This is a genomic window from Nitrobacter sp. MLSD-S21 (genome assembly GCF_058809865.1).
Map to the genome: position 1 here is coordinate 70,012 of NZ_JBXASZ010000004.1, position 23,300 is coordinate 93,311.

Here is a 23,300-nt window from a genome sequence, read left to right on the forward strand (position 1 = left end):
TATCAAGCGCGACGGGAGTTCTACAACGTCGCAAGCGGCTTGTCTCGCCCGGGCGAGAACGCCATTTGAACGTTCTTTTCCTTGCGGCTGGCGGCCAGTCACGATGATTTTGGATCGAATCGATCCAAAAGGCGCTATCCGGTCCGCCGGGTCAAGTCCGGCAACCGCGACGTCTCACGCGACTCGTAGCGGGATCGCAGATCGGCCAGTTCCACGCGCGCTTCTCGCGCATCCGTCTCGTACTGGCGAGACGTATGCCGCCAGCGGCGCTGCCTGAGCCAGGTCGCGGTGCTCCCGGCGACTACGCCGAAAATCGCAACCGCGATAATGAGAATGAACAGCGGCAGCGTGACGCCGGTCTCAGGGTCACTTCCACCGAAGGGATCGAACGTCACCGTCACCAATCGGCGATTGGCGAATGCGAATACGATGAAAAGGACACCAAGCGGAATCAGGATCAAGCCGGTGAGGAATTTGCGCATGATCTCTCTCGCGACGCAGCGTCAGTCGGCAATCGTGCTGACAGGTTCACTCGCCGATTGATGGGGCCGCTCCCCTGAACGTTCCTACGCGCTCGCTTCGCTCGTCGCATTCTCGCGATTGAGCCGCTCACGCATTTCCTTACCGGTCTTGAAAAACGGTACACTTTTCTGATCGACCGGGACGTGTTCTCCCGTACGCGGATTACGGCCCGCGCGGGCAGGACGATGTTTAACTGAAAACGCACCAAAACCACGCAACTCGACGCGATCGCCCCGCGCAAGAGCGGCGACGATCTCATCGAGGATCGCGTTCACGATGTTCTCCACATCCCGCTGGTAGAGGTGCGGGTTGTGTTCGGCGATGCGTTGAACGAGTTCGGATTTGATCATCGAGACTGAGGCCCGTGCGTGGGAAGCCCATTTCCTTGGAAATGGTCAGGACTGTCAAGACGCTAAATGCGATTCGGGCCGTTAGAGAAACCCGCCGCGATGCCTTGCATCGCAGCATCCGAGGTTCCCCGCGGCGCAAAATGCCCGCTTACGACCGGCTCGGACCTCAGTTCGACGGTGCGGGCTGCCATAATGCCAGCATTCCGTTGAGATTGAGGCGATCTGCCGCCCCCACGATGCCGGTCTGCTCGACCTGTCGAGCGATGCTGCTCAATCCCAACGCGTCAAAGGCCACCGAAGCGGCGGTACGAATAAACGTCAGATCGGTCAAACGCGGCGACAATTTGAAATCACGCACCGGCAGGTCGGGCGCGACTTTCTTTTCCGCCACAAGCCACGCGATCGCAGCCTTTTCGTCGCCAAGCTGATCGACCAACTTGAGGTCTACCGCCTGCCGTCCGGTGAAAACGCGCCCATCGGCGACTTTCTCGAGCTGTGCATCGTCCATGCCGCGCCGGTTCCGCACCAGACCCCGAAACCAGGCGTAGGAATCCTTCACCAGGGCATCGATCGCGGCCCGCGCCTCCGGACTGGTCGGTTCATATCCGTTCGGGGCCGCCTTCAGCGGCGATGATTTCACCTCCTCAACCTTGACTCCGACAGTTTTCAGAAGGTCGGTGATATTCGGATATTGAAACAGCACGCCAATCGAGCCGACCAGCGCCGTCTGCTGCGCGACGATGTGATCGGAAGCGAGCGCCGCGATATACCCGCCCGACGCGCCGAGCCCTTCCACCACCACAACCATCGGTTTCTTGGCCTTCAGGCGCGTCAGGGCGTCGTAAAGCTCTTCGGATCCGGCGGTGGTGCCGCCCGGCGAGTTGATGTGGACGATGACCGCGGGTGCGTTCGATTTTCCGAGTCGCTCCAGCGCCTCGACTCGCTTTTGGTCGCTTCGGATCAGACCGTCGATGTTGACACGCTGGATCGCGGAGGCGCCGGTCAGCTTGCCGCCCCAAGGCGTGGCGTAAGCGCCGACTGCAACGACAGCGCCGATCACGATCAAAGCCGACGCCACGCGCCAGAAGGTAAGCTTGCGGCGCAACCTGCGGCGATCGACGATCACATCGGATTCCATCGACATCGACATTTCTCCTCAAGGAATATTGCGGTCGATCACACCGTCGCCGGTGCATGACATTTGGGCTCGTCAAACTACACCAATCGCGGCGTAATATGAAGAAAGCATGGCCGGCTCCGATCATGCGCCGGAACGTGAAACCGTGCCGTTTGACCTGGCCGTTTGACTTGGCCCCGGCTAGCGGCTGCGCCGGTCCGGCGTGATTAACTCGGGTCGCGGCCCCGACAGCCGCTTGTGCAGGTGGACCATGAAGGCCATGCCGAACAGCGGCGTCGCCAGATTAACGATCGGAATCGCCACGAAAGCTGCGATGACGAGGCCGGCCACAAACACTGTAGAGGCGTTATCGCGGCGCATCGCCTTGGCCTCCGCCGGTGAACGGAACCGCATCGCCGCAAGCTCGAAATATTCCCGGCCGAGCAACCACGCCGTTGCAACGAAGAACACGATCACGCCCACGCCCACGAACACGAACGGCAGCGCAATCAGATAGACGAGCAGCGTCAGCAGCGCCGTCTTGACGCCCTCGGCCATCGCAAGGCCAATCGGCAATGCCGCGCCTGAACGGTCGGCTGGATAATGCTCGTGCTCGACGATCTCCGCGACGTCGTCGACGAACACGCCAGCAACCAGCGAGGTGATCGCAGGCATCAGAAACACCGCGCCGAACACGATGCCCAAGCCTGCGGCAATTGAAAGGACCCAGGCGAGAATATTGAGCGGCGTGTGGAAGGCCGGCCCCAGCATGGTCTCCGCCCAGAGTTCGCCCGATCCGGCGAGCCAGCTCAAGAGCCGCTGCAGTCCGATCGAGACCACGACGATCAGCACAAGCGCGAGCCCTATCGCGCGCCACAGGATGGCGCGCATCGGCGGCGAAAGAATCTGCGTAAGGGCGTTGACAGCAGCGCCGATCATAAGGGTGCGTTTCCCCAAGGAATCCTGCGCTCAGATAAACACCGCGATCCGCGCCGGCAAGAGCACGGGACCATGAGCGCCTCGAGGAGCGCAAATGCTGCAAGCGAGATGCGAACTTCGGATTCGGGGCACAAGAGCGGGATGAGAAAAAGTATGGAGCGGTTTTCCGTAAAACGCGTCAGATCAAAACCGTAGAACCACGCTTTTGATTCTTTCAGACACGGAAAGGCTCTAGGTGGCGTAGGTCTGCGCGCCCGCGAGTTCGGCCGCGACCATGGCGCCAAGCGCCATGTCACTCTGCTGACCGAAGCCGTGATGAACAATGCGGCCGTTGCGGCCGATCAGGATGCTGGTCGGCGTACCCTGCATTCCGTAGCGGTCCATAGTGACCGGCAGCGGGGTGCCGTCGCCCGCGGCATCGACGCCGATCGGAAACGTCAGCCGGTATTCGTGAATAAAGGCCTGAAGCGAAACCGGCGTCATTGCAGCGTGATGTTCGAATACCGTGTGCAGACCTATCACCTGAAGATCGGTCGCCTTGAACAACTCATAGGCGCGCTGCGTCTGCGGCGTGCCGTGCGCGACACAGCCGGGACATAGCATCTGGAAGGCATGGAGCAGCACCGGACGGCCGCGCAGTGCAGCCAGCGTCAGGGGCTCGGCCGTGTTGAACCATTGCGAGACGGCAAGTTCGGGAGCGGTGATGTCGGCGTCGGTCATGGAATTGCCTCGCGAGGCCATTTGAGGACCGGATCCGGCACGCTCTCCGGGTCGGATGTTGCGGCGGGCACGCAGGACTGCTGTCGTGCCCGCGCGCTGCGGACATGTGCCGCGTCCCCCGTTTCGGATCGCGGCCGCGGCGAGGAGCTTTCGTCGGCGATCATCTCTTCCACCGGCGCGGGAGCGAACGACGGCAAGCCCGCCCCGACTTGAATCGGGTCCAAAACACTCGCCACTTCCGCGAGCGGCTTCTGCTTGTCGGCCCAATGGAGCGAGAGGTAATCGAAACCCCGCACGATCGTGGGCTTGACGATCTCAAAATAGGGCGAGATGTCGAAATCTCGCGGCATATAGAGCGAGGAATCGCGAATGTGCAGAATCTCGCGCCGGGCGTTCCGGCTGCCGGCGCGGGTGATCTTCGGCAGGATCGGATAGCGCACCGCGCCGAACGCCTGCGCGATCAACGCCGAGCAGATAATCTTGGTCGGATCGCCAGACCCGAACGCGATCATGCGCCGCCGCCAGCGCTGCGGCACCGGCAGCGGAAACAGGTAACGCATCAGATCGACGATGTTCTTGGTGTCGTAGCCGAAGCCGATCCGGTTGATGGCGTAGCGGCACACCGTGACGCGATCCTCGTGCGACAGCCCGACCGGGCGGCACAACCGGGTGTGATACGGAAGATATTTCGACAGCGGCGCCGAGATGACACCTTCGCCGACATTGGCCTCGATCAGCACATGCGACTCGCCATCGGGCTCGCTGGCGCCGTCGATCGGGCCGACATAAAGCGCGGCATGCGACCATGTCGATTGCGTCAGATACTTGATGATGCCGGAAATACGGCTATTGCCTTCGACCAGGAGAACGTCGCCCTCCTGAATGAGGCCGCGCACGCGCTCCGGATCGCTCGGCGTGAACGGCTCGTACCCCGGCAGCTCCTTCTGGAGGTACGCCGCAATCCATTTTCCGACCGTATCGAGCACGAAACCCATGGCAGTCTCTCTCCGCCTTTCGACCTGACCGGTTTTCCCTCCTTACCATGGCCAAAACCCGTTGCAATTCGGTTCATAGCTGCAATCGCGAAATAACCATCGATTCACCATGACAGTTGCCGCAGGCTGATTGATGCGGCAAGTTCGCCGTGTCCCGAATCCTAAGCCTGCCAGACCGTCGGATCCGAAAAGAACACTGAAAATCTACGATTCTCTGGTGGCATGGAATCAGACCGTTCGTTTTGGAACATGCAAAACGGGAAGCGATTTTTTTTAAAACCACCACGCCGGTCATTCCTGCATTTGAGTCTTGGAAACCATGCCATGAGAATGACACGCCGCGATTTCCTGTCGGCATCCGCCGCCTGTGTGGCAGGAATGGGCATCGGCCGCGCGCCGGCCGCGCCGCTGCCGCGTGATGTCGAGATCGTCGTGATCGGCGCAGGCGCCGCAGGTATCGCGGCGGCGCGACGGATTCAGGCGGCAAATCGCACCGTGCTTGTGGTCGAAGCGGCAGACAGGATCGGCGGACGCTGTCACACCGATACCAGGACTTTCGGGACGCCGTTCGATCGCGGCGCACGCTGGCTGTTTGAGCCCGACACCAATCCGATGATCCGGCTGGCGCGAAGCGTGGGTACGGAGATGTTTCCGGCCCAGCTCGGCCAGAAAATCCGCATCGGGCGGCGTAACGCGCGGGCGGGCGAAACCGAGCAATTCCTCGCGGCGCTGGTGCGCGCACGGCGCGCCATCGGCGAGGCCGCGCGCGGGAAGATCGACGTCGCCTGCGCCTCGGTGCTGCCCGGCGATCTCGACGTTTGGGCTCAGACGATCGATTTCGTGATCGGCGCCAGCGCCACTGGAAAAGATCTGAAAGATCTCTCGGTGATGGATCGGGCGAGCGCGCCTGAGCGCAACGCCGCGATTGATTGCAAACATGGCCTCGGCGTGCTGCTCGCGACGCTCGGCCAAGCCATACCGGTGAGTTTGTCGATGCCTGTCAGCCGGGTGACCTGGGCAGGCCGCGCCATTGGAGTCGAGACGCCCGCGGGCCGTATCGACGCACGCGCCGTCATCATCACCGTATCCGTCAATGTGCTGACCGCAGGCAACATCCGCTTCACGCCCGACTTGCCGAAGCGCTCGCTCGACGCGGCTGCGAAATTGTCTCTCGGCAGCTACGATCGCATCGCGCTGTGGCTGCCCAACAATCCGCTCGGCCTTGGACACAATGAAACCATGATAGAGCAGAGCAGCGACGGAAAGACCGCGCTTCTCGTGGCGAACGCGGGCGGATCGTCGTTGTGCACGATTGATATCGCGGGCAGCTTCGGTCGCGATCTGTCGGCGCAAGGAGCAGGCGCGATGACGGCCTTCGCCACGGAGTGGTTGACAAAGTTATTCGGTAGCGATGCTGCGGCTGGGGTGAAGCAGTCCGCCGTGACCAGATGGAACGCCGACCCCTATGCGCTCGGGGCGATGTCGGCCGCAGAACCCGGCGGCCACCCCTCGCGGAGAATCCTGATGGAGCCGCTGGGCAACCTGTTTCTCGCCGGTGATGCCGCGCACGAGACGCTGTGGGGTACCGTCAACGGCGCATGGGAGAGCGGCGAGCGAGCGGCTGACGCCGCGCTGCGAAAAATCGGCGCGAGCAAGGAGCCAGCACAGCCGTCAGCGTCAAAGCACAAGCCATTGCGACACGACAGACGAACGCCGTCGCGAAGCGCAAACGACGCCTTCGGCTTTCCGCTGCCCCGATGACGCAACCGAGGGCGCTGATTTCATGGTCGTCAGGCAAAGACAGCGCCTTCGCCCTGCATGAGATTCGCCGCGAGGGCGCGTTCGATGTCGTCGGCGCACTGACCACGGTGAACGACAGTTTCGGCCGCGTCTCGATCCACGGCGTGCGCGAAAAGCTCTTGCACGCGCAACTCGCGTCCGCAGGACTGCCGCCGCTCGTCGTGCCGATTCCCAATCCGTGCCCGAACGATGCCTATGAAGAGCGGATGACGCGGGCGATGGCGGATGCAAAGCGGTCCGGCATCACGCATGTCATCTTCGGCGATTTGTTTCTCGCGGATATCCGCGCCTATCGCGAACAAAAGCTCGCCGGCACTGGTATCACGCCGGTGTTTCCATTGTGGCGCCGGCCTACTTCGGCGCTTGCGCGCGACATGATCGCGAGCGGACTGGAAGCGCATCTGGTCTCGATCGACCGAGCGAAGCTCGACCGTTCGTTTGCCGGCCGCAACTTCGATGAGAGGCTACTGAAGGACCTTCCGGCCGGAATCGATCCGTGCGGCGAAAACGGCGAGTTCCACACTTTCGTTTTTGCCGCGCCGATATTCTCGCAGCGAATCGAGGTCGTACGCGGCGACATTGTCGAGCGCGAGGGATTCGCTTACTGCGATCTTGTGCCTGCGTAATCGTTCCAGTGTACTTGATGCGAACCGGTATCCGCCTCGCGTCAAAACGCTTTAACCGCGCAAGTTGCCGCCGGTTCTTTTCGCGACTTCAGCGACGACCTTCGCCGCCACCGCGTCGATCTCCTGATCGGTCAGCGTCTTGTCACGCGGCTGCAGCGTCACCGCGATAGCAACCGATTTCTTGTCCGCATCGATGCCCTTGCCTTCGTAGATATCGAACACCGTGACGCCCGAGATCAGCTTCCTGTCCACGTTTTGCGCCGCGCGCACGATATCGGCCGTTTTCACAACGCGATCGACGATGAACGCGAAGTCGCGCGCCACAGGCTGGAACGGCGGCAATTCCAGCACCGGCTTTGCGCGAGTCGGCTTCTGCTTGGCTTCCGGAATGCGGTCGAGAATCACCTCGAATGCGAGTAGCGGACCATCAGCCTTCAGCGCTTCGAGCACGCGGGGATGCAGTTCGCCGAAATAGCCGAGCACGTTCTGCGGTCCGATCTGGATCGCAGCCGATCGTCCCGGATGCAGCCATGCCGGAAAGTTTTTCGATTCGCTGCCGGCGCCGATCTGCAATGCCTGTGCCGGCGCACCGGCGGCAGCCAGCAAGGCAAGCGCATCGGCCTTTACATCAAGCGCATCCGCGGTGGCCGAGCCCGACCAGTGCCTCCCGAGACCCGCCGACGAGGCCATGCCGCGGCGAAGCCCGGCGGCGGCCATGAATTGATCCTGCGCACCGTCGCCTCTGAAAATCTGCCCGACCTCGAACAGCGCGACGTCGGGAAAGCCCCGGTCGGCATTGGCCTGCGTGATCGCGACGAGACCCGGCAGCAGGCTCGGCCTCATGTCGGAAAGATCCGAGGCAATTGGGTTGGCGAGCGCCAGTTCCTTACTTCCGCCGCCGAATAGCTCGGCCTGCGGCTTGGCGATGAATGACCAGTTGACGGCTTCGACCATGCCGCGCGCCGCCAGCGCACGCCGCGCGCGTCGGGTGCGTGACTGGATCGGCGTCAGCACAGGTTTGCGCGGAGCCTCGCCACGATCGAACGGCGTCATCGGTACCTTGTCGACGCCAACGATACGCACGATCTCCTCGACGATGTCGGCCTTGCCCTGAACGTCAGTGCGCCAGGTGGGGATAGCGACCTTCACAACGGGGCCGCTGCCAGCCACCATGAAACCGAGATGGCCGAGAATGCGCCGCACTTCGACCAAAGGCACATCGATAGCCGCCAGCCGCTTGATTTCACTCAAGGGGAAATCGATCACGCGATCATCGGGCAGCGCCTGTCCGGCAACGACGTTCTCCGACGGCGTGCCGCCGCAAAGCTCGATCACGAGCCGCGTCGCCATTTCGAGACCGGGCACCATGAAAGCAGGATCGACGCCGCGCTCGAAGCGATAGCGCGCGTCTGAATTGATGCCGAGCCTGCGGCCGGTCTGCGCAATATTGATCTCGCTCCACAGCGCCGATTCGATCAGCACATCGGTGGTGGTCTCGTCGCAGCCGGATTGCTCGCCGCCCATGATGCCGGCGAGCGATTCGACGCCCTTGTCATCGGCGATGACGCAAACATTCGGATCGAGTGTGTAAGTGCGGCCGTCGAGCGCCAGCAGCGTCTCACCGTCGCGCGCGCGACGGATCGTGAGATGGCCGTGTACTTTCTTCGCGTCGAACACGTGCAGCGGGCGGCCGCGGTCGTAGGTCATGAAGTTGGTGATGTCGACCAGCGCATTGATCGGGCGCAGGCCAATCGAAGTCAGGCGCTTTTGCAGCCATTCCGGCGACGGGCCGTTCTTCACCCCGCGGACGAGGCGCAGCGCGAAACCCGGACACAGCGCGGCATCCTCCACCGTCACCTTCACCGGACACGGAAATTCGCCCTTGATCGGCTTGATGGTCGGGTCCTTGAAGCGGCCCATGTCGGCAGCGGACAGATCGCGCGCGATGCCGTGCACGCCCGTGCAATCCTGCCGGTTCGGCGTCAGGTTGATCTCGATCACGGGATCGCCGAGTCCGGCCCATTCCGCATATCCCACACCGACCGGCGCATCCGCCGGCAATTCGATGATGCCGTCGTGATCCTCGGAGATTTCAAGCTCGGCCGCCGAGCACAACATGCCGCGGCTCTCGACGCCGCGGATGGTGCCGACGCCGAGCGTGATATTCTTTCCCGGAATGTGGGTGCCAGGCGGCGCGAACACGCTGACAAGGCCCTCGCGCGCGTTCGGCGCGCCGCACACCACCTGGATGTAAGCAGGCTCACCCTTGTCGCTGGTCTCGCCGGTATCGACCATGCAGACCCTGAGACGATCGGCGTTCGGATGCTGCACAGCGGAGACCACGCGCGCGATGGTGAACGGCGCGAACGTCTTCGATTTGTCCGCGATGTGCTCGACCTCGAGCCCGATCATGGTGAGCTTGTCGGCGAGTTTGTCGAGCGGCTCGTCGGTGTCGAGATGCTCTTTCAGCCAGGAGAGGGTGAATTTCACGACGACAATCCCCCCGCCAGCGTCGGGATCTCAAGCGGCTTGAAGCCGTAGTGAGTAAGCCAGCGCACGTCGCCTTCGAACAATTGCCGCAGATCGGCGATGCCGTATTTCAGCATGGCGATGCGGTCGATCCCCATGCCCCAGGCGAAGCCCTGATAGACTTCGGGATCGATGCCGCACAGCTTCAGCACGCTCGGATGCACCATGCCGCAGCCGAGAATCTCCAGCCAGTCCTCGCCCTCGCCGAAGCGAATCTCGTTCTTGTCGCGGCGGCACTGGATATCGACTTCCAGCGACGGCTCAGTGAACGGGAAGAACGAGGGACGGAAACGCATGTTAACGTTGTCGACCTCGAAGAAGGCCTTGCAGAATTCGTGCAGGATCCATTTGAGGTGGCCGAGATGCGATGACTTGTCGATCACAAGCCCCTCGACCTGATGGAACATCGGCGTGTGGGTCTGATCCGAGTCGCTGCGATAGGTGCGGCCAGGGCAGATGACGCGAATCGGCGGTGTCTTGCTCAACATGGTGCGCACCTGCACCGGCGAGGTATGGGTGCGCAGCAGGAGGCGCGAAGGCTTTTCTCCGGCCTCCGAGCCGGCTGCCTCCTTCGGGTTGAAGTAGAAGGTGTCGTGCATCTCCCGCGCCGGATGGCCTTCGGGGAAATTCAGCCGCGTGAAATTATAGTCGTCGGTCTCGATATCCGGACCTTCGGCGACCGCGAAACCCATGTCGGCGAAGATCGTGGTGACCTCGTCCCACACCTGGCTCAGCGGATGGATGCGGCCGGCTTCCGCGGGCGTCTCGCGCAGCGGCAGCGTGACGTCGATCGTTTCCGACGCAAGGCGCGCGTCGAGCGCAGCGGATTTCAGTACCTCGCGGCGTGCGTTGATGGCGGCGGCCACCCGGTCCTTCAGCATGTTGATCGCAGCGCCGCGCGTCTTGCGTTCGTCCGGAGACATCGCGCCAAGCGTCTTGAGCAACGCCGTCACCGCGCCGTTCTTGCCGAGCGCCGCGACGCGCACCGCCTCCAGCGCGGCTTCGTCGCCTGCATTGTCGACAGCGCCGGTCAGCTCCTGTTCGAGAATCTCGATGTCGGCCATCCCTTTTACTCCGGCATGATGAACAAGTCGGTCTCGCGCGGCTTGCCGCCCGCCTGCGTCAGCATCGCGTGAACCTGCCCGCGATGATGGGTCTGATGATTGAAGAGATGCATCACGAGCTGCCAGCGCGGCTTGGTCACGTTGCTCCCGGTCGCGCCGGAGAACCAGGTAAGATCTGCCTTGATCCAGTCCGGATCGAGACCGTCGGCCCACTCGATCAGCCGGGCGTCCGCGGCGCGACGCTCGCGCTTGAGTTCGCTCCAGTCGGAAACAAGCGTCGGCGACTGGCCGATCCCGCACCCGGGCCTCGGCCAGTCCGAGAACCGGCTCATCCACATGCGGTCGGCCCAAAGCAGATGATTGAACGTGCCGTGGATCGAGCCGAAGAACGCGCCGCGATCGCGGCGGCGTTCGCCGTCCGACAGCCCATCGGCCACCGTGTAGAGGTTGTCGTTCTGCCAGCGGTTGTACCGGGCCATCCGCCGGGCATAGCTGATATCGATCATCCGTCGCTCCCGACGGCCGACCGTCGCGAAGCCTCAGGCCGCGAGCGCGGCCTTGGCCTTCTCGGCGATCGCCTGGAACGCGGCGGGCTCGTTGATGGCGAGATCCGACAGCACCTTGCGGTCGACCGTGATGCCCGACTTCGACAGGCCGTCGATGAAGCGGCTGTAGGTCATGCCGAATGGCCGGACGGCGGCGTTGAGGCGCTGGATCCACAGGGCGCGGAAGGTGCGCTTCTTGCGCTTGCGGTCGCGGAAGGCGTACTGGCCGGCCTTGTCGGCGGCGGCCTTCGCGGCGCGAATGGTATTCTTCCGGCGGCCGGAAAAACCCTTGGTGATCTTGTAGACTTTCTTGTGCTTGGCATGAGCCGTCACACCGCGCTTGACGCGAGCCATGACCGATCTCCTTCAAAGTGACTGGTGAATTTGACGCCGCTTGGCGCGGCGGGATTGCAACAGGTCGGCCGTCAGGCGTTCGGCAAGAAGTACTTCTTGATGTTGTCGCCGTCGGTCTTGAACAGGATGCGGGTGCCGCGAAGCTGACGAATCTGCTTCTTGGTCCGCTTGATCATGCCATGTCGCTTACCGGCGTGGGCGGACACCACCTTGCCGGTCCCGGTCACCTTGAAGCGCTTTTTAGCGCCCGATTTGGTCTTCAACTTGGGCATTTGGCTCTCCTGTTGCCACGAAAAAATGCGCCCCAAGGGGCGCTTTTCGCGGCGAAATGCTCGCTAGAGCGTTGAAAATGCTCGACTATATCTGAAATGACATCGCCGGCATGGTCGTCGCCACGGCAGCCCTTGAATCAGCCGGGCGGCGAAGATCGGGCTTATGGCAGAGGATGGCCGGATTGGCAACGATTTAGGGAAAGAACGATCGCTATTCCCAGCCGGAAGGGGCTGCCCGGGGAGATGTGCCCACTTAAAAAATAGCTGAAGGCAAGTCGCTTGGAACAGACACGGCGCGCTCCCTCTCCGCTTGCGGGTTAGGTCTTGCAGAGGCTCGTCGAAACTGGCCCGCCAGATGTCTCGCGAGCCAATTTCGGTCGAACTCTTAAAGAGATGAACGCAGCCTCAGCGCGGTGCCAGCACCATGACGACCTGGCGGCCCTCGAACCTGGCGTCCTGCTCGACCTTGGCGTAGGCGGCGACGTCGGCCTTCACCTTGTCGAGCAGTTTGGTGCCGATCTCCTGGTGAGCCATCTCGCGGCCGCGATAGCGCAGGGTGATCTTGACCTTGTCGCCCTCTTCGAAGAACCGCTGCATCGCCTTCATTTTCACGTCGTAGTCGTGATCGTCGATCATCGGACGGAGCTTGATCTCCTTGATCTCGACGACCTTCTGCTTCTTGCGGGCTTCGGCGGCTTTCTTCTGGGCCTGAAACTTGTATTTCCCGTAATCCATGATCTTGCAGACGGGAGGACTGCTGTTCGGGGCAATCTCGACCAGATCCATACCGGCATCCATGGCCATCTTGATGGCGGCGATCGTTTCCACGGTACCTTGGTTGGTGCCGTCCTGATCGATCAATTGAACCTGGGCATTGCGGATTTCATCGTTGGTGCGCGGTCCGTCTTTCGCGACGGGCATTGGCGCTCTACTGGGACGGCGAATGGGTGGCTCTCCAATGTTGTGAAAGAAGCGCCTACTTTGAAGGAATAAGCGGCTGCGGGCAAGCGGGGGAATTTAACGCGGGGCAAAACCATCGAACGCGAGGTATTTTGGTCACGCCGATCAATTTCGATCCGCTACTTGTTCCGCATCGAGCAGGCATTCAAATGGGGGAACGGCACTGCCGGAAACACGCAAACGGACGGACGCCATGACGAGCGAGACGGCAGCGCAATTTATCGAGGTCGGCGGCGGCGACGCCATGCGCCGGATCGCCGTGCAGGCACGGCGCGGGGACTCCCCGGGCCTGTTCTGGCTCGGCGGCTTCAAATCCGACATGGCGGGCACCAAGGCGCTGGCGCTCGATTCGTGGGCGGCCGAACGCGATTTGGCCTGCGTGCGCTTCGACTACTCCGGTCACGGGACTAGCGGCGGCGAGTTCACCGATGGCACCATAGGACGCTGGCTCGAGGAAAGCCTCGCGGTGTTCGACGCTTTTTGCGAGGGGCCGCAGGTGGTGATCGGCTCATCGATGGGTGGCTGGATGGCGCTTCTGCTCGCGCGCGAGATCGCGCGACGGGCATCCTCCCGCGCCACGCTCACCGGCCTCGTGCTGATCGCACCGGCGCCGGATTTTACCGAGGAGTTGATGTGGAAGACCTTTTCGCCGGAGGCCAGACATGCCATCGAAACTGATGGTGTCTGGCTGCGGCCGTCCGATTACGGCGATCCCTATCCGATCACGCGCGAACTGATCGAGGAGGGCCGCAGCCATCTGCTGCTTGACCGCAGCATCTCGACCGGCTGCCCGGTGCGCATCCTGCAGGGCGCGCAGGATCTCGACGTGCCGTGGCGTCACGCCTTAACGCTGACCGAACGGTTGCCGAGCGATGACGTGGTGCTGACCATGATTCAGGACGGCGACCACCGGCTGTCGCGTCCACAGGACATCGCGCGCATTTTGGCGGCGGTGGCGGAGTTCTTCTGAATCAGCGGATGGCCGATCATGCCCGGCCTGCGGCGAGCATCCTCATCTCGAAACGTTCCTCGGCGGGCTATCCGGCTCGAGCATCCGGAAGGCCACTCTATCTGCGCTTAACTGTGAGTTTGGCGGAGCCTTCATTGTTGCGATAGAATGCGTCGTAGAATCCGGGGATGCCCAGCACCGCATCGTTGACGAACACAAGCAACTCGCCGCTGCGCGTCGGCCGGATCACGGCCTCGATGGTGCCGTCTTCCGGATCGGGATCGAGAAACACCTCCTCGCCGCCAACCGCGCCGTAGCGCAACACCAGGCGGAACCACGGCCGCGTTAGCTCGCGACGCAAGGGAACGCCGAGCACCAGCGCCAGCTGCTGATGCCAGTTCGGCGCATCGGTCGAGTAGAATCCGCCGAGCGGGGACCGAATGCCGCCGTCCCGGAACGGCTCGGTGGTCTCCACCTTGACCACATAGCGCGCGCCATTGCCTTGGACGAAAATCCCGGTGTTGTTGCACAGGCCGGATGTGGCGAAGGTCACGCTGGCTTCCTCGCCGCGAGTTAGCGCTTTCGCTTGGGAGTTTTCGCGGCAGGTGAAGCCCGCGATATCCTGCGCGTTGTAAAGCAGGTGGCTGGTCAGCGTGACCCCGAGATAGACGAACAGCAGCGCAAAGAAGGCCGGCGCGCCGCGCCGCTTCAGCCAGTCGTGAAAAGCGACGTAGATGCGGCTGGTACGCAGCCGATAAATCCAGTTTGTCGGTCCCTTGGTGGGCGCGCACGGGGCGCGCCGCCAGATCGCGCCCATCGTATCAGAGATGCCGGCCGCGAGCCATGCGCTCCAGGCGATCAGCACAATCACGGTGATGAGCAGGAGTGAAAACTGCACCGGGCTGCGAGCGTAGCCGTCGATCCAGGTCTGCGCGAATCCGGGCAGGAAGCCGCCGACCAGGCGGATGATGTCCGAGATCCAGCGGACCGGGCTGAGATACTCGTCCTTGGCAGGCAGCTTGCGCAACAGCGGGTAGAGCGCGAGCCAAAGCGAAACGCCGACAGTAAGGAAATAGACGATGCGGCGCTTCCACACCTGGTTCCAGACATGCTCTTGCGCTTCGGCGCGTTTCGCCGCCTGATCCGAGGTTTCAAGCCCGAACGCATCGGGCGTGACGATTCGCCCATCATAAGTCGCGATATCGTAGACCGCGGGAAGCCCCACCGGCGCATAGGCGTGGGCGCGGCTTGCGATTCGGCACAAAGCGCTCTCGTGAATCTTCGGTCTCGCCACCGACACCACGTCCCGTTTGGTGTAGGCGTAGCTGGAGAGAAGCTCGATCTTGCGCGGCCCGTAACGATAGTATCCGCCGACACCCTTGCGCGGATCATAGAGCCGGCCATCCTTGTCGCACATTGCGACGGCATGCTTGAAGGTGTCGGGATCGGCTGGCGGTGCCCCCTGATCCGACTTGAAGCGCAAACCGCAGGCCTGCGCTTCCCGCAGCATCCAGACCAGTGAAATATAAGCCAGTGAATCGTCCGGATAGCCGCCGCCGACGTTGGAATGAACGCCAGGAAACCAGACCTGACTCACCTGTTCGTCGGCAAGATAGCGCTCACCGTCCCCGCGAAGCCGGGCAGACTGTGCTCCGCTCTCATCCCACAATTCGGGATGGAAAGTGGTTCGCTCCTCGTCGATCGACAGCGCCTGGCAGGCCCGCATCACCCGCGTCAGATCGAGCTTGTGGTCGGGCAATTGCAGCGGCCAGATGAAGCGGCTGACGCCTCGCGTCATCTCGTCGATCGGCAACCCGTAGGCGGTGACAGTATCCCACACGCCAACGAAGCGGATGCGCTGGATCACGCGATTGTCTGCCTTGTCGTAATCGTCGCGCCAAACCAGATCGCGCAAAGCCCTGAACAGATGCTCGATGCGCCAGACCGTATGATAGCGTTCGCGGCGATAGGCGCGATAGGCTGCGCGCGCCTTGCGATCCAGTTCTTCCTCGGTGGCGGCGGCAATCAGTCCTTGATTAAGGATCAGCCCCATCACCACGCGAATGGTGAAGGCGCCCCGGCTAAAGCCAAAGCCGAATATCTGGTCACTTTCGTCAAGCCAGTTGCGGCAGGCGAACTTGTAGATATCGATAACGTTGCGTTTCAGCCCGAAGCCGAACGCGCCGCCGAGCACGGCGAGCGGCTTGAACGACGACGTGCCGACGCCGTCATCGTAGAACGCCACCTGATCCGATCCGGAAAGATCAAGCCCTTCGAATGTGCGCCAGACGTTGGTGCGCCAGACCTTCGCCGCGGAATTTCCGGTGCCATCAGAGAGCAGAACGATTTTCCGGCCCATGCCAACTCCCGGAACGATGTCGCCCGACGTTGATCCGCCTTCTCTCGAAAGCCAACGACGCCCGCAGCGGGCGTCGCTTCTCTTAGCGTCAACTCAATCGCGGCCAGTTAGCCTTGCCAACTGAGGGAGGAAGGTTGGCAACGGCTAACTCCTGTGACATTCACGATGGGTTCGAGGTCATCGCCAAAGCATCGACCATCAACCCCATCGTTCTCCTGATCAACCAATCGTCACAAGAAATTGGCGACCGCTTTCGTCGAGGATGCCATCGCGGAGCTAAATCCCGCGCGAAGGCTTGTCAGGAACTGGGCGAGGGGCGACGGACCGACGCTCTCGCTCTTGCGACGGGTCTCCAGCCGCTCCATGCTCAAGCTCGACGCTTCAGCCTGATCAGCCAACGACACAAGCGCCTCCTGTACCATCTCTTCGCCACGGTCAGATTCGATCACCGTGGCGTATTGGATGACCTTGATCGCCTTGCCCTTGGCGTCGAGGACCGGAATGTACGAGGCCCGGATCCAGACTTCCTTGCCGTCCTTCCCGATGCGCTTGTACTCGGCCGATTGAGCCTCGCCGCGATTGAGCTTGGCCCAGAATTCGCGATAGGCAGAACCTGCACGCTCCGAAGCCTCCACGAAGATGCCGTCATTCTTGCCACGAACGTCGCCGAGGGTGTAACCCATCGCCTTCAGGAACTTGTCGTTGGCGGCGATAATCGTACCGTCCGGTTTGAATGCGGCCATTGCCTGGGCGCGTTCGATGGCGGCAAGCTGATCCGCGTTTTCCAGCGCCTCGAGTTTCCTGGCGGTGATATCGGTCGCGACTTCAATAACCTTCGTGGGTTTGCCCCTCGAATCCAGGACCGGATTATAAGAAGCCTGCAACCAGACGATCTTGCCGTTCTTGCCGATACGCTGATACTCGGCTGACTGTGACTCGCCGCGATTGAGCTTGGCCCAGAATTCGCGATAGGCGGCGCTGGATCGTTCGCCGGCCTCCACGAACATGTGATGGTGATTGCCCTGGACCTCGTTGAGGAGAGAGTAGCCGAACGCTTTCAGGAAGTTATCGTTCGCGGTCAGGATCTTTCCATCCATTCCGAATTCGGCGACGGCCTGCGACTTTCCGATGGCCGCGACCTGGCCCTCCAGCTCAGCCGCCTTCAATTTCTGTTTGGTGACGTCAGTCGTGAACGCGACAACCTTGAACGGCTTTCCGGTCTCGTCCACGATCGGATTGTAAGTCGCGAGAATCCAGACTTCTCTCCCGCCTTTACCAAACCGCCTGTATTCGGCCGATTGAGTCTCGCCGCGATTGAGCTTGGCCCAGAGTTCGCGATAGGCCGCACCTGACCGCTCCGACAGCTCCACGAACATGCCATCATGCTTCCCCTGCACTTCGCTAAGGGCGAAGCCCATCGCGTTAAGGAAGTTTCTGTTCGCGGTAATGATCGTGCCGTCCAATTTGAATTCGACCACTCCCTGCGCGCGTTCGATGGCGGAAACCTGACCCGCGTTTTCCAGATTCTTGATTCTTTTCGCGGTGATATCGGACGCGAGCGCGATAACTTTTGTCGGATTCCCCCTCGAATCCAGCACCGGAATATAGGACGCCTGAACCCAGACTTCCCGGCCGTGATTGTCGATGCGTTTGTACTCGGCCGATTGGGTCTCGCCCTTATTCAACCTGGCCCAGAAGTCGCGGTATGCGGCGCCGGACCGTTCGTCGGTCTCCACGAACATGCCGTGGTGCTTTCCGCGAACCTCCGCCAGCGTGTAACCGAGTATGCTGAGAAACTTCTCGTTCGCCGTGATGACCGTTCCATCAATTCCGAGCTCGATGACGGCTTGAGACTTGCTGATCGCTGCGGCTTTCGCGGCATTTTCTTTCGCGATCGACCATTTTTTGAAGAAAAACATTGATCCTCCCCAGGAGTTAGATCCAAGACTACCAAAGCTCACGACTCGCGGGCGAAGCTTGGTAACTTGATGATGAATGGAATCGGTTAAAACGAGGTTAATCGGCCTGGATCGCGAAGACATACCCGCAGCTCTTTGGTGTCAGAGAGCTTCGGCAGCCGCCCGGACTTTCCGCTTTTCTTAGTTTTTTCAACGGCTAACGCTTCCCCTGGTATCGGCGACGAAGCAGCCGGCGAAGGTTATCCGCCTTTGTTGCACCGCGATGGCAGCGACCGTTTCCTGAAGAAGTGCAACATTCATAACCGCCTGCTGCGGCCTCGGTATGCTTGAGTCGCGTGAGTCTAGTTCCAGCCTCGACGGTCAGAACGGCATCAAAGTCGCCCCCGCAGGTCGTCAGCATGGTGCGCTGCGATCTCGAACACTTCGAGCTGGAACCAAAGAACCATCTGGACCAGCGACAAATCCGTTCCGCACGGGATTGTCGCCTATGGTCTGGCATGTTCCGTTAGCCTGTTGCCGAGGGCCAACTGGAACGCGGACACGGGAAAATTGGAGCGGGCGAAGGGATTCGAACCCTCGACCCCGACCTTGGCAAGGTCGTGCTCTACCCCTGAGCTACACCCGCATCCGAAAACAGGCAGCCGATCGACGGCCGCCGAAGGGCAGAGCTATGCCAAATGCGGCGTGCGAATGCAACAGCCAGATATGAGGTCGTCTCTCCCAAAGTCCCCTCCACTGGACGGCAGCCGCGATACCGGAGCCATCGGAGAACCAGGAGGGAACGATGCCCCGCCCGCCAATTGCAATATTTCCGCGCAGGGACCAATTTATGGGTTCGGATCGTGCTAGCACGGATATGTGAACTTTGGGGCGGCGCAGACCGCTCCTTCCGGGGACATCAGGCGAGGATCACGTGACCATAGTCGAGCACGGCAGCGAGCCGCCACCGCAGGCGTCGGATCTGATCAACGAGACGACGACCCAGACCTTCATGAAGGATGTCATCGAGGAATCGATGCGCCAGCCGGTGCTGGTCGATTTCTGGGCGCCGTGGTGTGGACCATGCCGCCAATTGACCCCGATCCTGGAAAAGGCGGTGCACGCCGCCGCCGGCAAGGTCAAGCTGGCGAAGATGAATATCGACCAGCATCCTGCCATTTTTCAGCAGCTTGCGGCACAAACCGGTAATCAGTCGATTCCGGCGGTGTTCGCTTTTACCGGTGGGCGACCGGTGGACTTCTTCATGGGCGTTGTGCCCGAGACCCAGATCAAGAGCTTCATCGACAAGCTGACGCAAGGCGCGGGGGCGGCGCCCGGCACTCCGAATATCGAGGAAATCTTGCAAGAGGCGGAAGCCGCGCTCGCCGCAGGCGACCCGACCACGGCGGCCGAGGTCTATGCCGAGGTTCTCGGTATCGACGCCGCCAATCTTCCGGCGATCGCCGGACTTGCGCGTTGCTATGCGACCACCGGCGCGATCGACAAAGCCAAGCAAACACTCGCGCTGGTGCCGGAGTCGAAGCGCGGCGACGCCGCCGTGACAACCGTGCAGGCCATGATCGACCTCGCCGAACAGGCGAGTTCACTCGGTCCGGTCGTCGAACTCGAGCAGAAGGTTGCGGCCAACCCGCTCGATCATCAGGCGCGATTCGACCTGGCTACCGCACTGAACGCTGGTGGCCAACGCAGCGAGGCCACCGATCACCTGCTGGAAATCATCAGGCGCGACCGCAAATGGAACGATGATGCCGCCCGCAGGCAGCTCGTGCAATTCTTCGAAGCGTGGGGCGCCGCGGACGAAGCCACCGTCGAGGGCCGCAAACGCCTGTCGACGATCCTGTTTTCTTAAGCGGTCCGGTCTCACATTTGCGTCCGTTCAGCGAACGGCCTGCGAATGTAAGACAGGGCAGGACCGCTACAAGCTTTGCCCGTGAGAACATTTTCCGGCTAAGTGGAATCCGGTTAGACGTTAGAAAATGCTCTCACTTAATAACTTGCGCGTATTCTCATCGCAAAACCGGTATCCACTTTTGCGGAATACGCGCTAGCACCGGACTCGTTCATGCCCATCAATGCCGAATACCGCGGACCCGGTGACCTTCCCGAAGTGATACCAGTGTTCCCGCTGCCCGGCGCACTGCTGCTGCCGCGCGGCCAAATGCCGCTCAACATCTTCGAAATGCGCTATCTCGCAATGGTCGACGACGCGCTCCGGGACGGCCATCGTCTGATCGGCATGATCCAGCCCGACATCGCCCATTCTGCGAGCGAGGACAAGCCGGAGCTGTTCCATGTCGGCTGCGTCGGGCGCATCACGCAGTTCGCCGAATCCGGCGACGGCCGTTATATCCTGGAGCTCACCGGCGTCTCGCGTTTCAAGGTCGTGGAAGAGCCGACGGTGTTGACGCCCTATCGCCAGTGCAAGGTCGATTTCTTTGCTTACGCCGATGATCTGACCGCACGCAAAGGCGAGGACGCCGTCGACCGCAAACGACTGCTCGAGGTGCTGAACGATTTTCTCAAGGTCAACGACTTGAAGGTAGACTGGAGCGACATCGAGAACGCCCCGAACGAGGCACTGGTCAACGCGCTAGCAATGATGTCGCCCTATGGCCCGTTGGAGAAGCAGGCGATGCTGGAGGCAACTGACCTTAAAACGCGCGCGGAAATCTTGATCGCGGTGACCGAAATGGACCTCGCAAAAAAACGCACCAGCGGCGACCCCGGATTGCAGTAGCTAACGAAACGTCTCAACTGGTGGAGTTGATTGGACATTCGCCACCGACGTGCGGCAAACTCGGCAAGCGAATGTCAGATTCAACCACAACCCATATGAACCCACCCGCCCGACTTGATCCTTCGAAGAGACCCGTATGACGCCGCCCCCCTCCGATCGTCCCGAAGATACCGTCGATCCAAAGCTTCTGGAGATTCTGGTCTGTCCGGTCACCAAGGGACCGCTGGAATTCGACGGCAAACGGCAGGAACTGATTTCGCGCTCGGCGAGACTAGCCTATCCGATCCGCGACGGCATTCCGATCATGCTGCCGGAAGAGGCTAGGAAGATCGAGTGAGGGTAAATCGAGCGAGGATGATGCACGCCGCCCTGGCTCTTCATTTCTCATCGGAAGAGGCATCGTCCTGACGGCGGCGACGCCACTCGGAGCGCCGCAGCCGTGCTCTCGCGTCATTGCACCACCTCGCCGTGCTGGCTGATGTCGAGACCTTCACGTTCGTTCTCGCCGCTGACCCGCAGACCGATCACCGCCTTGATGGCAAGCAGGATGATCAGGGTGACGATGGCGTCGTACACGACCGTGGCGAGGATGCCGTAGATCTGGACGATCACCTGATGGGTGTTGCCGTCGATCAGGCCCGTGCCGGCCTTGTTGATGGCGGTGCGGGCGAACACGCCGGTGAGCAGCGCGCCGATGATGCCGCCGACGCCGTGGACGCCGAAGGCGTCGAGGCTGTCGTCATAGCCCATCATGTGCTTGAGGCCGGTGGCGCCCCAGTAGCAGCCGATGCCGGCGACGGCGCCGATGACCAGCGCGCCGCACGGATCGACGAAGCCGGAGGCCGGGGTGATGGCGACGAGACCGCCGACCGCGCCGGAGCAGATGCCGAGCGCGCTCGGCTTGCCGCGCAAGCCCCACTCGACGACCATCCAGGCCAGCGCCGCGGCGGCGGTTGCGATCTGGGTCACCGCCATCGCCATGCCGGCCTGTCCGCCCGCCGTCACCGCCGAACCGGCGTTGAAACCGAACCAGCCGACCCACAAGAGCGACGCGCCGATCATGGTCAGCACCAGGTTATGCGGCGCCATGTTCTCGCTGCCGTAACCCTTGCGCTTGCCGAGCACCAGCGCGCAGACGAGGCCCGCGACGCCGGCGTTGATATGGACCACGGTGCCGCCGGCGAAGTCCAGCACGCCGAGACCTCCGAGGAATCCGCCGCCCCAGACCCAGTGCGCGACTGGCGCATAGACCAACAGCGACCACAGGCCCATGAACCACATCATCGCCGAGAACTTCATCCGATCCGCGATCGCGCCGCAGATCAGCGCTGGCGTGATGATCGCGAACGTCATCTGGAAGCACATGAACACCGATTCCGGGATCGTCGGCGCGGCGGCGGCGATGGAGTCCGTACCCATGCCCATCAGCAGCATGCGCGAGGCGCTGCCGAGAAAGTTCGTACCCTCGGTGAAGGCCCAGCTATAGCCGATCACCATCCAGAGCACGGTGGCGAGGCAGGTGATGGCGAAACTCTGCATCACCGTGGCGAGCACATTCTTCTTGCGCACCATGCCGCCGTAGAACAGTGCGAGGCCGGGGATCGTCATCATCAGCACGAGCGCGGTGGAGGTCAGCATCCACGCGGTGTCGCCCGAATCCAGTTTGGGCGGCGGTGGCGCGGCAGGGGCGACCGCTGCGGCGCTCTGGGCAAGCGCGACGTCGGCAAATCCCGCAAGGCCGGCTGCGGCGAGTATCGCCGCGATGGCCAGTCCCGCGCGGGCCGGGCGTTCGAACGTCATGTGCTTTACTCCTGATTGAGGAAGGATGAGCGCGAAATCAGATCGCGGCGGCATCGAGATCGCCGGTGCGGATGCGAACCGCATGCTCGAGGTTGATGACGAAGATCTTGCCGTCGCCGATCCTGCCGGTTCACGCCACCGAGTCGATGGTTTCGACGACCGCATCGACCAGGCCGGAATTGACCGCGGCCTCGGCCTTGATCTTCGGCAGAAAGCTCACGGTGTATTCGGCGCCGCATAGATTTCCGAACGGCCTTTCTGGCGGCCGTATCCCTTGACTTCCGTCACTGTCAGACCGTGCACGCCGATCGCGGTCAGGGCATCGCGGACCTCTTCGAGCTTGAAGGGCTTGATGATCGCCATAACGATTTTTTCATGTGTCCGGCCCCCGCCTGGGCCCGGCTGCAACATGCCGGGCGGTCTCGGCTGAGACTCCGCGCCGGGAAGGGTCGCGGCGCAGGCGCAGCCGCAACCAGGGAATCAAATGCTGTGCCAAACCGGCCCAATTGCTTAACGACCTATGAATTCAAGGCTTTTTGGCTCGGCTGCCACGCGGTGCGCCATCGGACGGAACACTCCGCTCAAAGCCTGACCACACCTGCCCAAAAGAAAGGCAGCGTCCGGCTTTCAGGATATTTTGCTCAAGGGGAAGGCATCAGGAGTGCGTTCGAGAGGTTCGAAACACCGGTACCGATCAGAAAAGCCCCCGCTTCTGAAACCAGAACCGGGCCAAGGAAAACGCC

Annotated in this window: 21 protein-coding genes, 1 tRNA gene and 1 pseudogene; 6 read left to right on the forward strand and 17 right to left on the reverse strand. The window is 61.9% G+C overall.

The genetic code is table 11. The features are described from left to right. Nucleotides 1-134: 134 nt before the first annotated feature. The 6 genes from AC1RT6_RS13550 to AC1RT6_RS13575 form a co-directional block, all read right to left on the reverse strand. The gene (locus tag AC1RT6_RS13550) at nucleotides 135-482 is read right to left on the reverse strand and encodes a LapA family protein (RefSeq protein WP_079445111.1); all 348 of its coding nucleotides are present in this window, start codon (nucleotides 480-482) and stop codon (nucleotides 135-137) included. 84 nt (nucleotides 483-566) lie between these two features. After that, nucleotides 567-872 (reverse strand): integration host factor subunit beta, encoded by a 306-nt coding sequence (locus AC1RT6_RS13555; protein WP_009796612.1) that lies wholly within the window; start codon nucleotides 870-872, stop codon nucleotides 567-569. 166 nt (nucleotides 873-1,038) lie between these two features. After that, a complete protein-coding gene (gene sppA / locus AC1RT6_RS13560) occupies nucleotides 1,039-2,016 on the reverse strand; it encodes a signal peptide peptidase SppA (RefSeq protein WP_472791088.1) in 978 nt (325 codons plus the stop codon). A 174-nt stretch (nucleotides 2,017-2,190) separates the two neighbouring features. Then, a complete protein-coding gene (locus AC1RT6_RS13565; protein WP_079445112.1) occupies nucleotides 2,191-2,928 on the reverse strand; it encodes a sulfate transporter family protein in 738 nt (245 codons plus the stop codon). A gap of 231 nt (nucleotides 2,929-3,159) precedes the next feature. Next, nucleotides 3,160-3,648, reverse strand: a complete 489-nt coding sequence (locus tag AC1RT6_RS13570; RefSeq protein ID WP_079445113.1) for a peroxiredoxin family protein — start codon at nucleotides 3,646-3,648, stop codon at nucleotides 3,160-3,162. Further along, nucleotides 3,645-4,643: a YiiX/YebB-like N1pC/P60 family cysteine hydrolase gene (locus AC1RT6_RS13575; RefSeq protein WP_079445114.1), complete on the reverse strand. Its 999-nt coding sequence runs from the start codon at nucleotides 4,641-4,643 to the stop codon at nucleotides 3,645-3,647. The genes AC1RT6_RS13570 and AC1RT6_RS13575 overlap by 4 nt, the downstream gene beginning before the upstream one ends. 324 nt (nucleotides 4,644-4,967) lie before the next feature. Here AC1RT6_RS13575 and AC1RT6_RS13580 point away from each other — a divergent pair, with 324 nt between their 5' ends. Together AC1RT6_RS13580 and AC1RT6_RS13585 are read left to right on the forward strand one after the other, a co-directional pair. Then, a complete protein-coding gene (locus AC1RT6_RS13580; protein WP_079445115.1) occupies nucleotides 4,968-6,404 on the forward strand; it encodes a flavin monoamine oxidase family protein in 1,437 nt (478 codons plus the stop codon). Further along, nucleotides 6,401-7,069, forward strand: a complete 669-nt coding sequence (locus AC1RT6_RS13585; protein ID WP_079445116.1) for a Dph6-related ATP pyrophosphatase — start codon at nucleotides 6,401-6,403, stop codon at nucleotides 7,067-7,069. The genes AC1RT6_RS13580 and AC1RT6_RS13585 overlap by 4 nt, the downstream gene beginning before the upstream one ends. 51 nt (nucleotides 7,070-7,120) lie before the next feature. Here AC1RT6_RS13585 and pheT read toward each other — a convergent pair whose 3' ends face one another. The 6 genes from pheT to infC form a co-directional block, all read right to left on the reverse strand. Then, on the reverse strand, nucleotides 7,121-9,559 hold the full coding sequence (pheT, locus tag AC1RT6_RS13590) for a phenylalanine--tRNA ligase subunit beta (protein WP_079445117.1): 2,439 nt from the start codon (nucleotides 9,557-9,559) through the stop codon (nucleotides 7,121-7,123). Continuing rightward, nucleotides 9,556-10,662, reverse strand: a complete 1,107-nt coding sequence (gene pheS, locus AC1RT6_RS13595; RefSeq protein WP_079445118.1) for a phenylalanine--tRNA ligase subunit alpha — start codon at nucleotides 10,660-10,662, stop codon at nucleotides 9,556-9,558. The genes pheT and pheS overlap by 4 nt, the downstream gene beginning before the upstream one ends. Nucleotides 10,663-10,667: 5 nt before the next feature. Continuing rightward, nucleotides 10,668-11,168 (reverse strand): DinB family protein, encoded by a 501-nt coding sequence (locus AC1RT6_RS13600; RefSeq protein WP_079445119.1) that lies wholly within the window; start codon nucleotides 11,166-11,168, stop codon nucleotides 10,668-10,670. Nucleotides 11,169-11,201: 33 nt separating this feature from the next. Further along, entirely contained in the window at nucleotides 11,202-11,561 is a 360-nt protein-coding gene (gene rplT / locus AC1RT6_RS13605; protein WP_079445120.1) for a 50S ribosomal protein L20, read from the reverse strand. A gap of 71 nt (nucleotides 11,562-11,632) precedes the next feature. Next, nucleotides 11,633-11,833 (reverse strand): 50S ribosomal protein L35, encoded by a 201-nt coding sequence (rpmI, locus tag AC1RT6_RS13610; protein ID WP_011508684.1) that lies wholly within the window; start codon nucleotides 11,831-11,833, stop codon nucleotides 11,633-11,635. A 405-nt stretch (nucleotides 11,834-12,238) separates the two neighbouring features. Further along, nucleotides 12,239-12,778, reverse strand: a complete 540-nt coding sequence (gene infC, locus AC1RT6_RS13615; RefSeq protein WP_079445121.1) for a translation initiation factor IF-3 — start codon at nucleotides 12,776-12,778, stop codon at nucleotides 12,239-12,241. Nucleotides 12,779-12,986: 208 nt separating this feature from the next. Between infC and AC1RT6_RS13620 the strand changes: the two genes are divergently transcribed. Beyond that, the gene (locus AC1RT6_RS13620; protein WP_079445122.1) at nucleotides 12,987-13,763 is read left to right on the forward strand and encodes an alpha/beta hydrolase; all 777 of its coding nucleotides are present in this window, start codon (nucleotides 12,987-12,989) and stop codon (nucleotides 13,761-13,763) included. 97 nt (nucleotides 13,764-13,860) lie between these two features. On the opposite strand, the gene AC1RT6_RS13625 is transcribed toward AC1RT6_RS13620, so the two are convergent. The 3 genes from AC1RT6_RS13625 to AC1RT6_RS13635 all read right to left on the reverse strand — a co-directional run bounded on the left by AC1RT6_RS13625 (nucleotide 13,861) and on the right by AC1RT6_RS13635 (nucleotide 18,645). Next, nucleotides 13,861-16,101 carry a T6SS phospholipase effector Tle1-like catalytic domain-containing protein gene (locus tag AC1RT6_RS13625; protein ID WP_079445123.1) on the reverse strand — a complete coding sequence of 747 codons (2,241 nt, stop codon included), beginning with the start codon at nucleotides 16,099-16,101 and terminating at the stop codon, nucleotides 13,861-13,863. 230 nt (nucleotides 16,102-16,331) lie between these two features. Further along, nucleotides 16,332-18,020, reverse strand: coding sequence for a PAS domain-containing protein (locus AC1RT6_RS13630; protein WP_079445124.1), 1,689 nt, complete (start codon nucleotides 18,018-18,020; stop codon nucleotides 16,332-16,334). Nucleotides 18,021-18,570: 550 nt separating this feature from the next. Further along, nucleotides 18,571-18,645, reverse strand: a tRNA-Gly gene (locus AC1RT6_RS13635). A gap of 288 nt (nucleotides 18,646-18,933) precedes the next feature. On the opposite strand from AC1RT6_RS13635, the gene AC1RT6_RS13640 reads away from it, so the two are divergent. The 3 genes from AC1RT6_RS13640 (at nucleotide 18,934) to AC1RT6_RS13650 (ending at nucleotide 21,094) form a co-directional block, all read left to right on the forward strand. Beyond that, nucleotides 18,934-19,869, forward strand: a complete 936-nt coding sequence (locus AC1RT6_RS13640; protein WP_079445125.1) for a thioredoxin family protein — start codon at nucleotides 18,934-18,936, stop codon at nucleotides 19,867-19,869. A 213-nt stretch (nucleotides 19,870-20,082) separates the two neighbouring features. Further along, nucleotides 20,083-20,757: an LON peptidase substrate-binding domain-containing protein gene (locus AC1RT6_RS13645; protein WP_079445126.1), complete on the forward strand. Its 675-nt coding sequence runs from the start codon at nucleotides 20,083-20,085 to the stop codon at nucleotides 20,755-20,757. A 136-nt stretch (nucleotides 20,758-20,893) separates the two neighbouring features. Continuing rightward, nucleotides 20,894-21,094, forward strand: coding sequence for a Trm112 family protein (locus AC1RT6_RS13650; protein ID WP_079445127.1), 201 nt, complete (start codon nucleotides 20,894-20,896; stop codon nucleotides 21,092-21,094). A gap of 113 nt (nucleotides 21,095-21,207) precedes the next feature. On the opposite strand, the gene AC1RT6_RS13655 is transcribed toward AC1RT6_RS13650, so the two are convergent. Both AC1RT6_RS13655 and AC1RT6_RS13660 read right to left on the reverse strand, forming a co-directional pair. Then, complete coding sequence (locus AC1RT6_RS13655; protein WP_079445128.1) at nucleotides 21,208-22,557, reverse strand: ammonium transporter; 1,350 nt, start codon at nucleotides 22,555-22,557, stop codon at nucleotides 21,208-21,210. Nucleotides 22,558-22,594: 37 nt separating this feature from the next. Further along, nucleotides 22,595-22,968 (reverse strand): annotated as a pseudogene (locus tag AC1RT6_RS13660) (P-II family nitrogen regulator). Between the last annotated feature and the right edge of the window lie 332 nt (nucleotides 22,969-23,300).

Bases quoted from the DNA above. Each gene is read 5' to 3' on its own strand.
- AC1RT6_RS13550 (WP_079445111.1), bottom strand. From the start codon at position 482: ATGCGCAAATTCCTCACCGGCTTGATCCTGATTCCGCTTGGTGTCCTT.
- AC1RT6_RS13555 (WP_009796612.1), bottom strand. From the start codon at position 872: ATGATCAAATCCGAACTCGTTCAACGCATCGCCGAACACAACCCGCAC.
- sppA (WP_472791088.1), bottom strand. From the start codon at position 2,016: ATGTCGATGGAATCCGATGTGATCGTCGATCGCCGCAGGTTGCGCCGC.
- AC1RT6_RS13565 (WP_079445112.1), bottom strand. From the start codon at position 2,928: ATGATCGGCGCTGCTGTCAACGCCCTTACGCAGATTCTTTCGCCGCCG.
- AC1RT6_RS13570 (WP_079445113.1), bottom strand. From the start codon at position 3,648: ATGACCGACGCCGACATCACCGCTCCCGAACTTGCCGTCTCGCAATGG.
- AC1RT6_RS13575 (WP_079445114.1), bottom strand. From the start codon at position 4,643: ATGGGTTTCGTGCTCGATACGGTCGGAAAATGGATTGCGGCGTACCTC.
- AC1RT6_RS13580 (WP_079445115.1), top strand. From the start codon at position 4,968: ATGAGAATGACACGCCGCGATTTCCTGTCGGCATCCGCCGCCTGTGTG.
- AC1RT6_RS13585 (WP_079445116.1), top strand. From the start codon at position 6,401: ATGACGCAACCGAGGGCGCTGATTTCATGGTCGTCAGGCAAAGACAGC.
- pheS (WP_079445118.1), bottom strand. From the start codon at position 10,662: ATGGCCGACATCGAGATTCTCGAACAGGAGCTGACCGGCGCTGTCGAC.
- AC1RT6_RS13600 (WP_079445119.1), bottom strand. From the start codon at position 11,168: ATGATCGATATCAGCTATGCCCGGCGGATGGCCCGGTACAACCGCTGG.
- rplT (WP_079445120.1), bottom strand. From the start codon at position 11,561: ATGGCTCGCGTCAAGCGCGGTGTGACGGCTCATGCCAAGCACAAGAAA.
- rpmI (WP_011508684.1), bottom strand. From the start codon at position 11,833: ATGCCCAAGTTGAAGACCAAATCGGGCGCTAAAAAGCGCTTCAAGGTG.
- AC1RT6_RS13620 (WP_079445122.1), top strand. From the start codon at position 12,987: ATGACGAGCGAGACGGCAGCGCAATTTATCGAGGTCGGCGGCGGCGAC.
- AC1RT6_RS13625 (WP_079445123.1), bottom strand. From the start codon at position 16,101: ATGGGCCGGAAAATCGTTCTGCTCTCTGATGGCACCGGAAATTCCGCG.
- AC1RT6_RS13630 (WP_079445124.1), bottom strand. From the start codon at position 18,020: ATGTTTTTCTTCAAAAAATGGTCGATCGCGAAAGAAAATGCCGCGAAA.
- AC1RT6_RS13645 (WP_079445126.1), top strand. From the start codon at position 20,083: ATGCCCATCAATGCCGAATACCGCGGACCCGGTGACCTTCCCGAAGTG.
- AC1RT6_RS13650 (WP_079445127.1), top strand. From the start codon at position 20,894: ATGACGCCGCCCCCCTCCGATCGTCCCGAAGATACCGTCGATCCAAAG.
- AC1RT6_RS13655 (WP_079445128.1), bottom strand. From the start codon at position 22,557: ATGACGTTCGAACGCCCGGCCCGCGCGGGACTGGCCATCGCGGCGATA.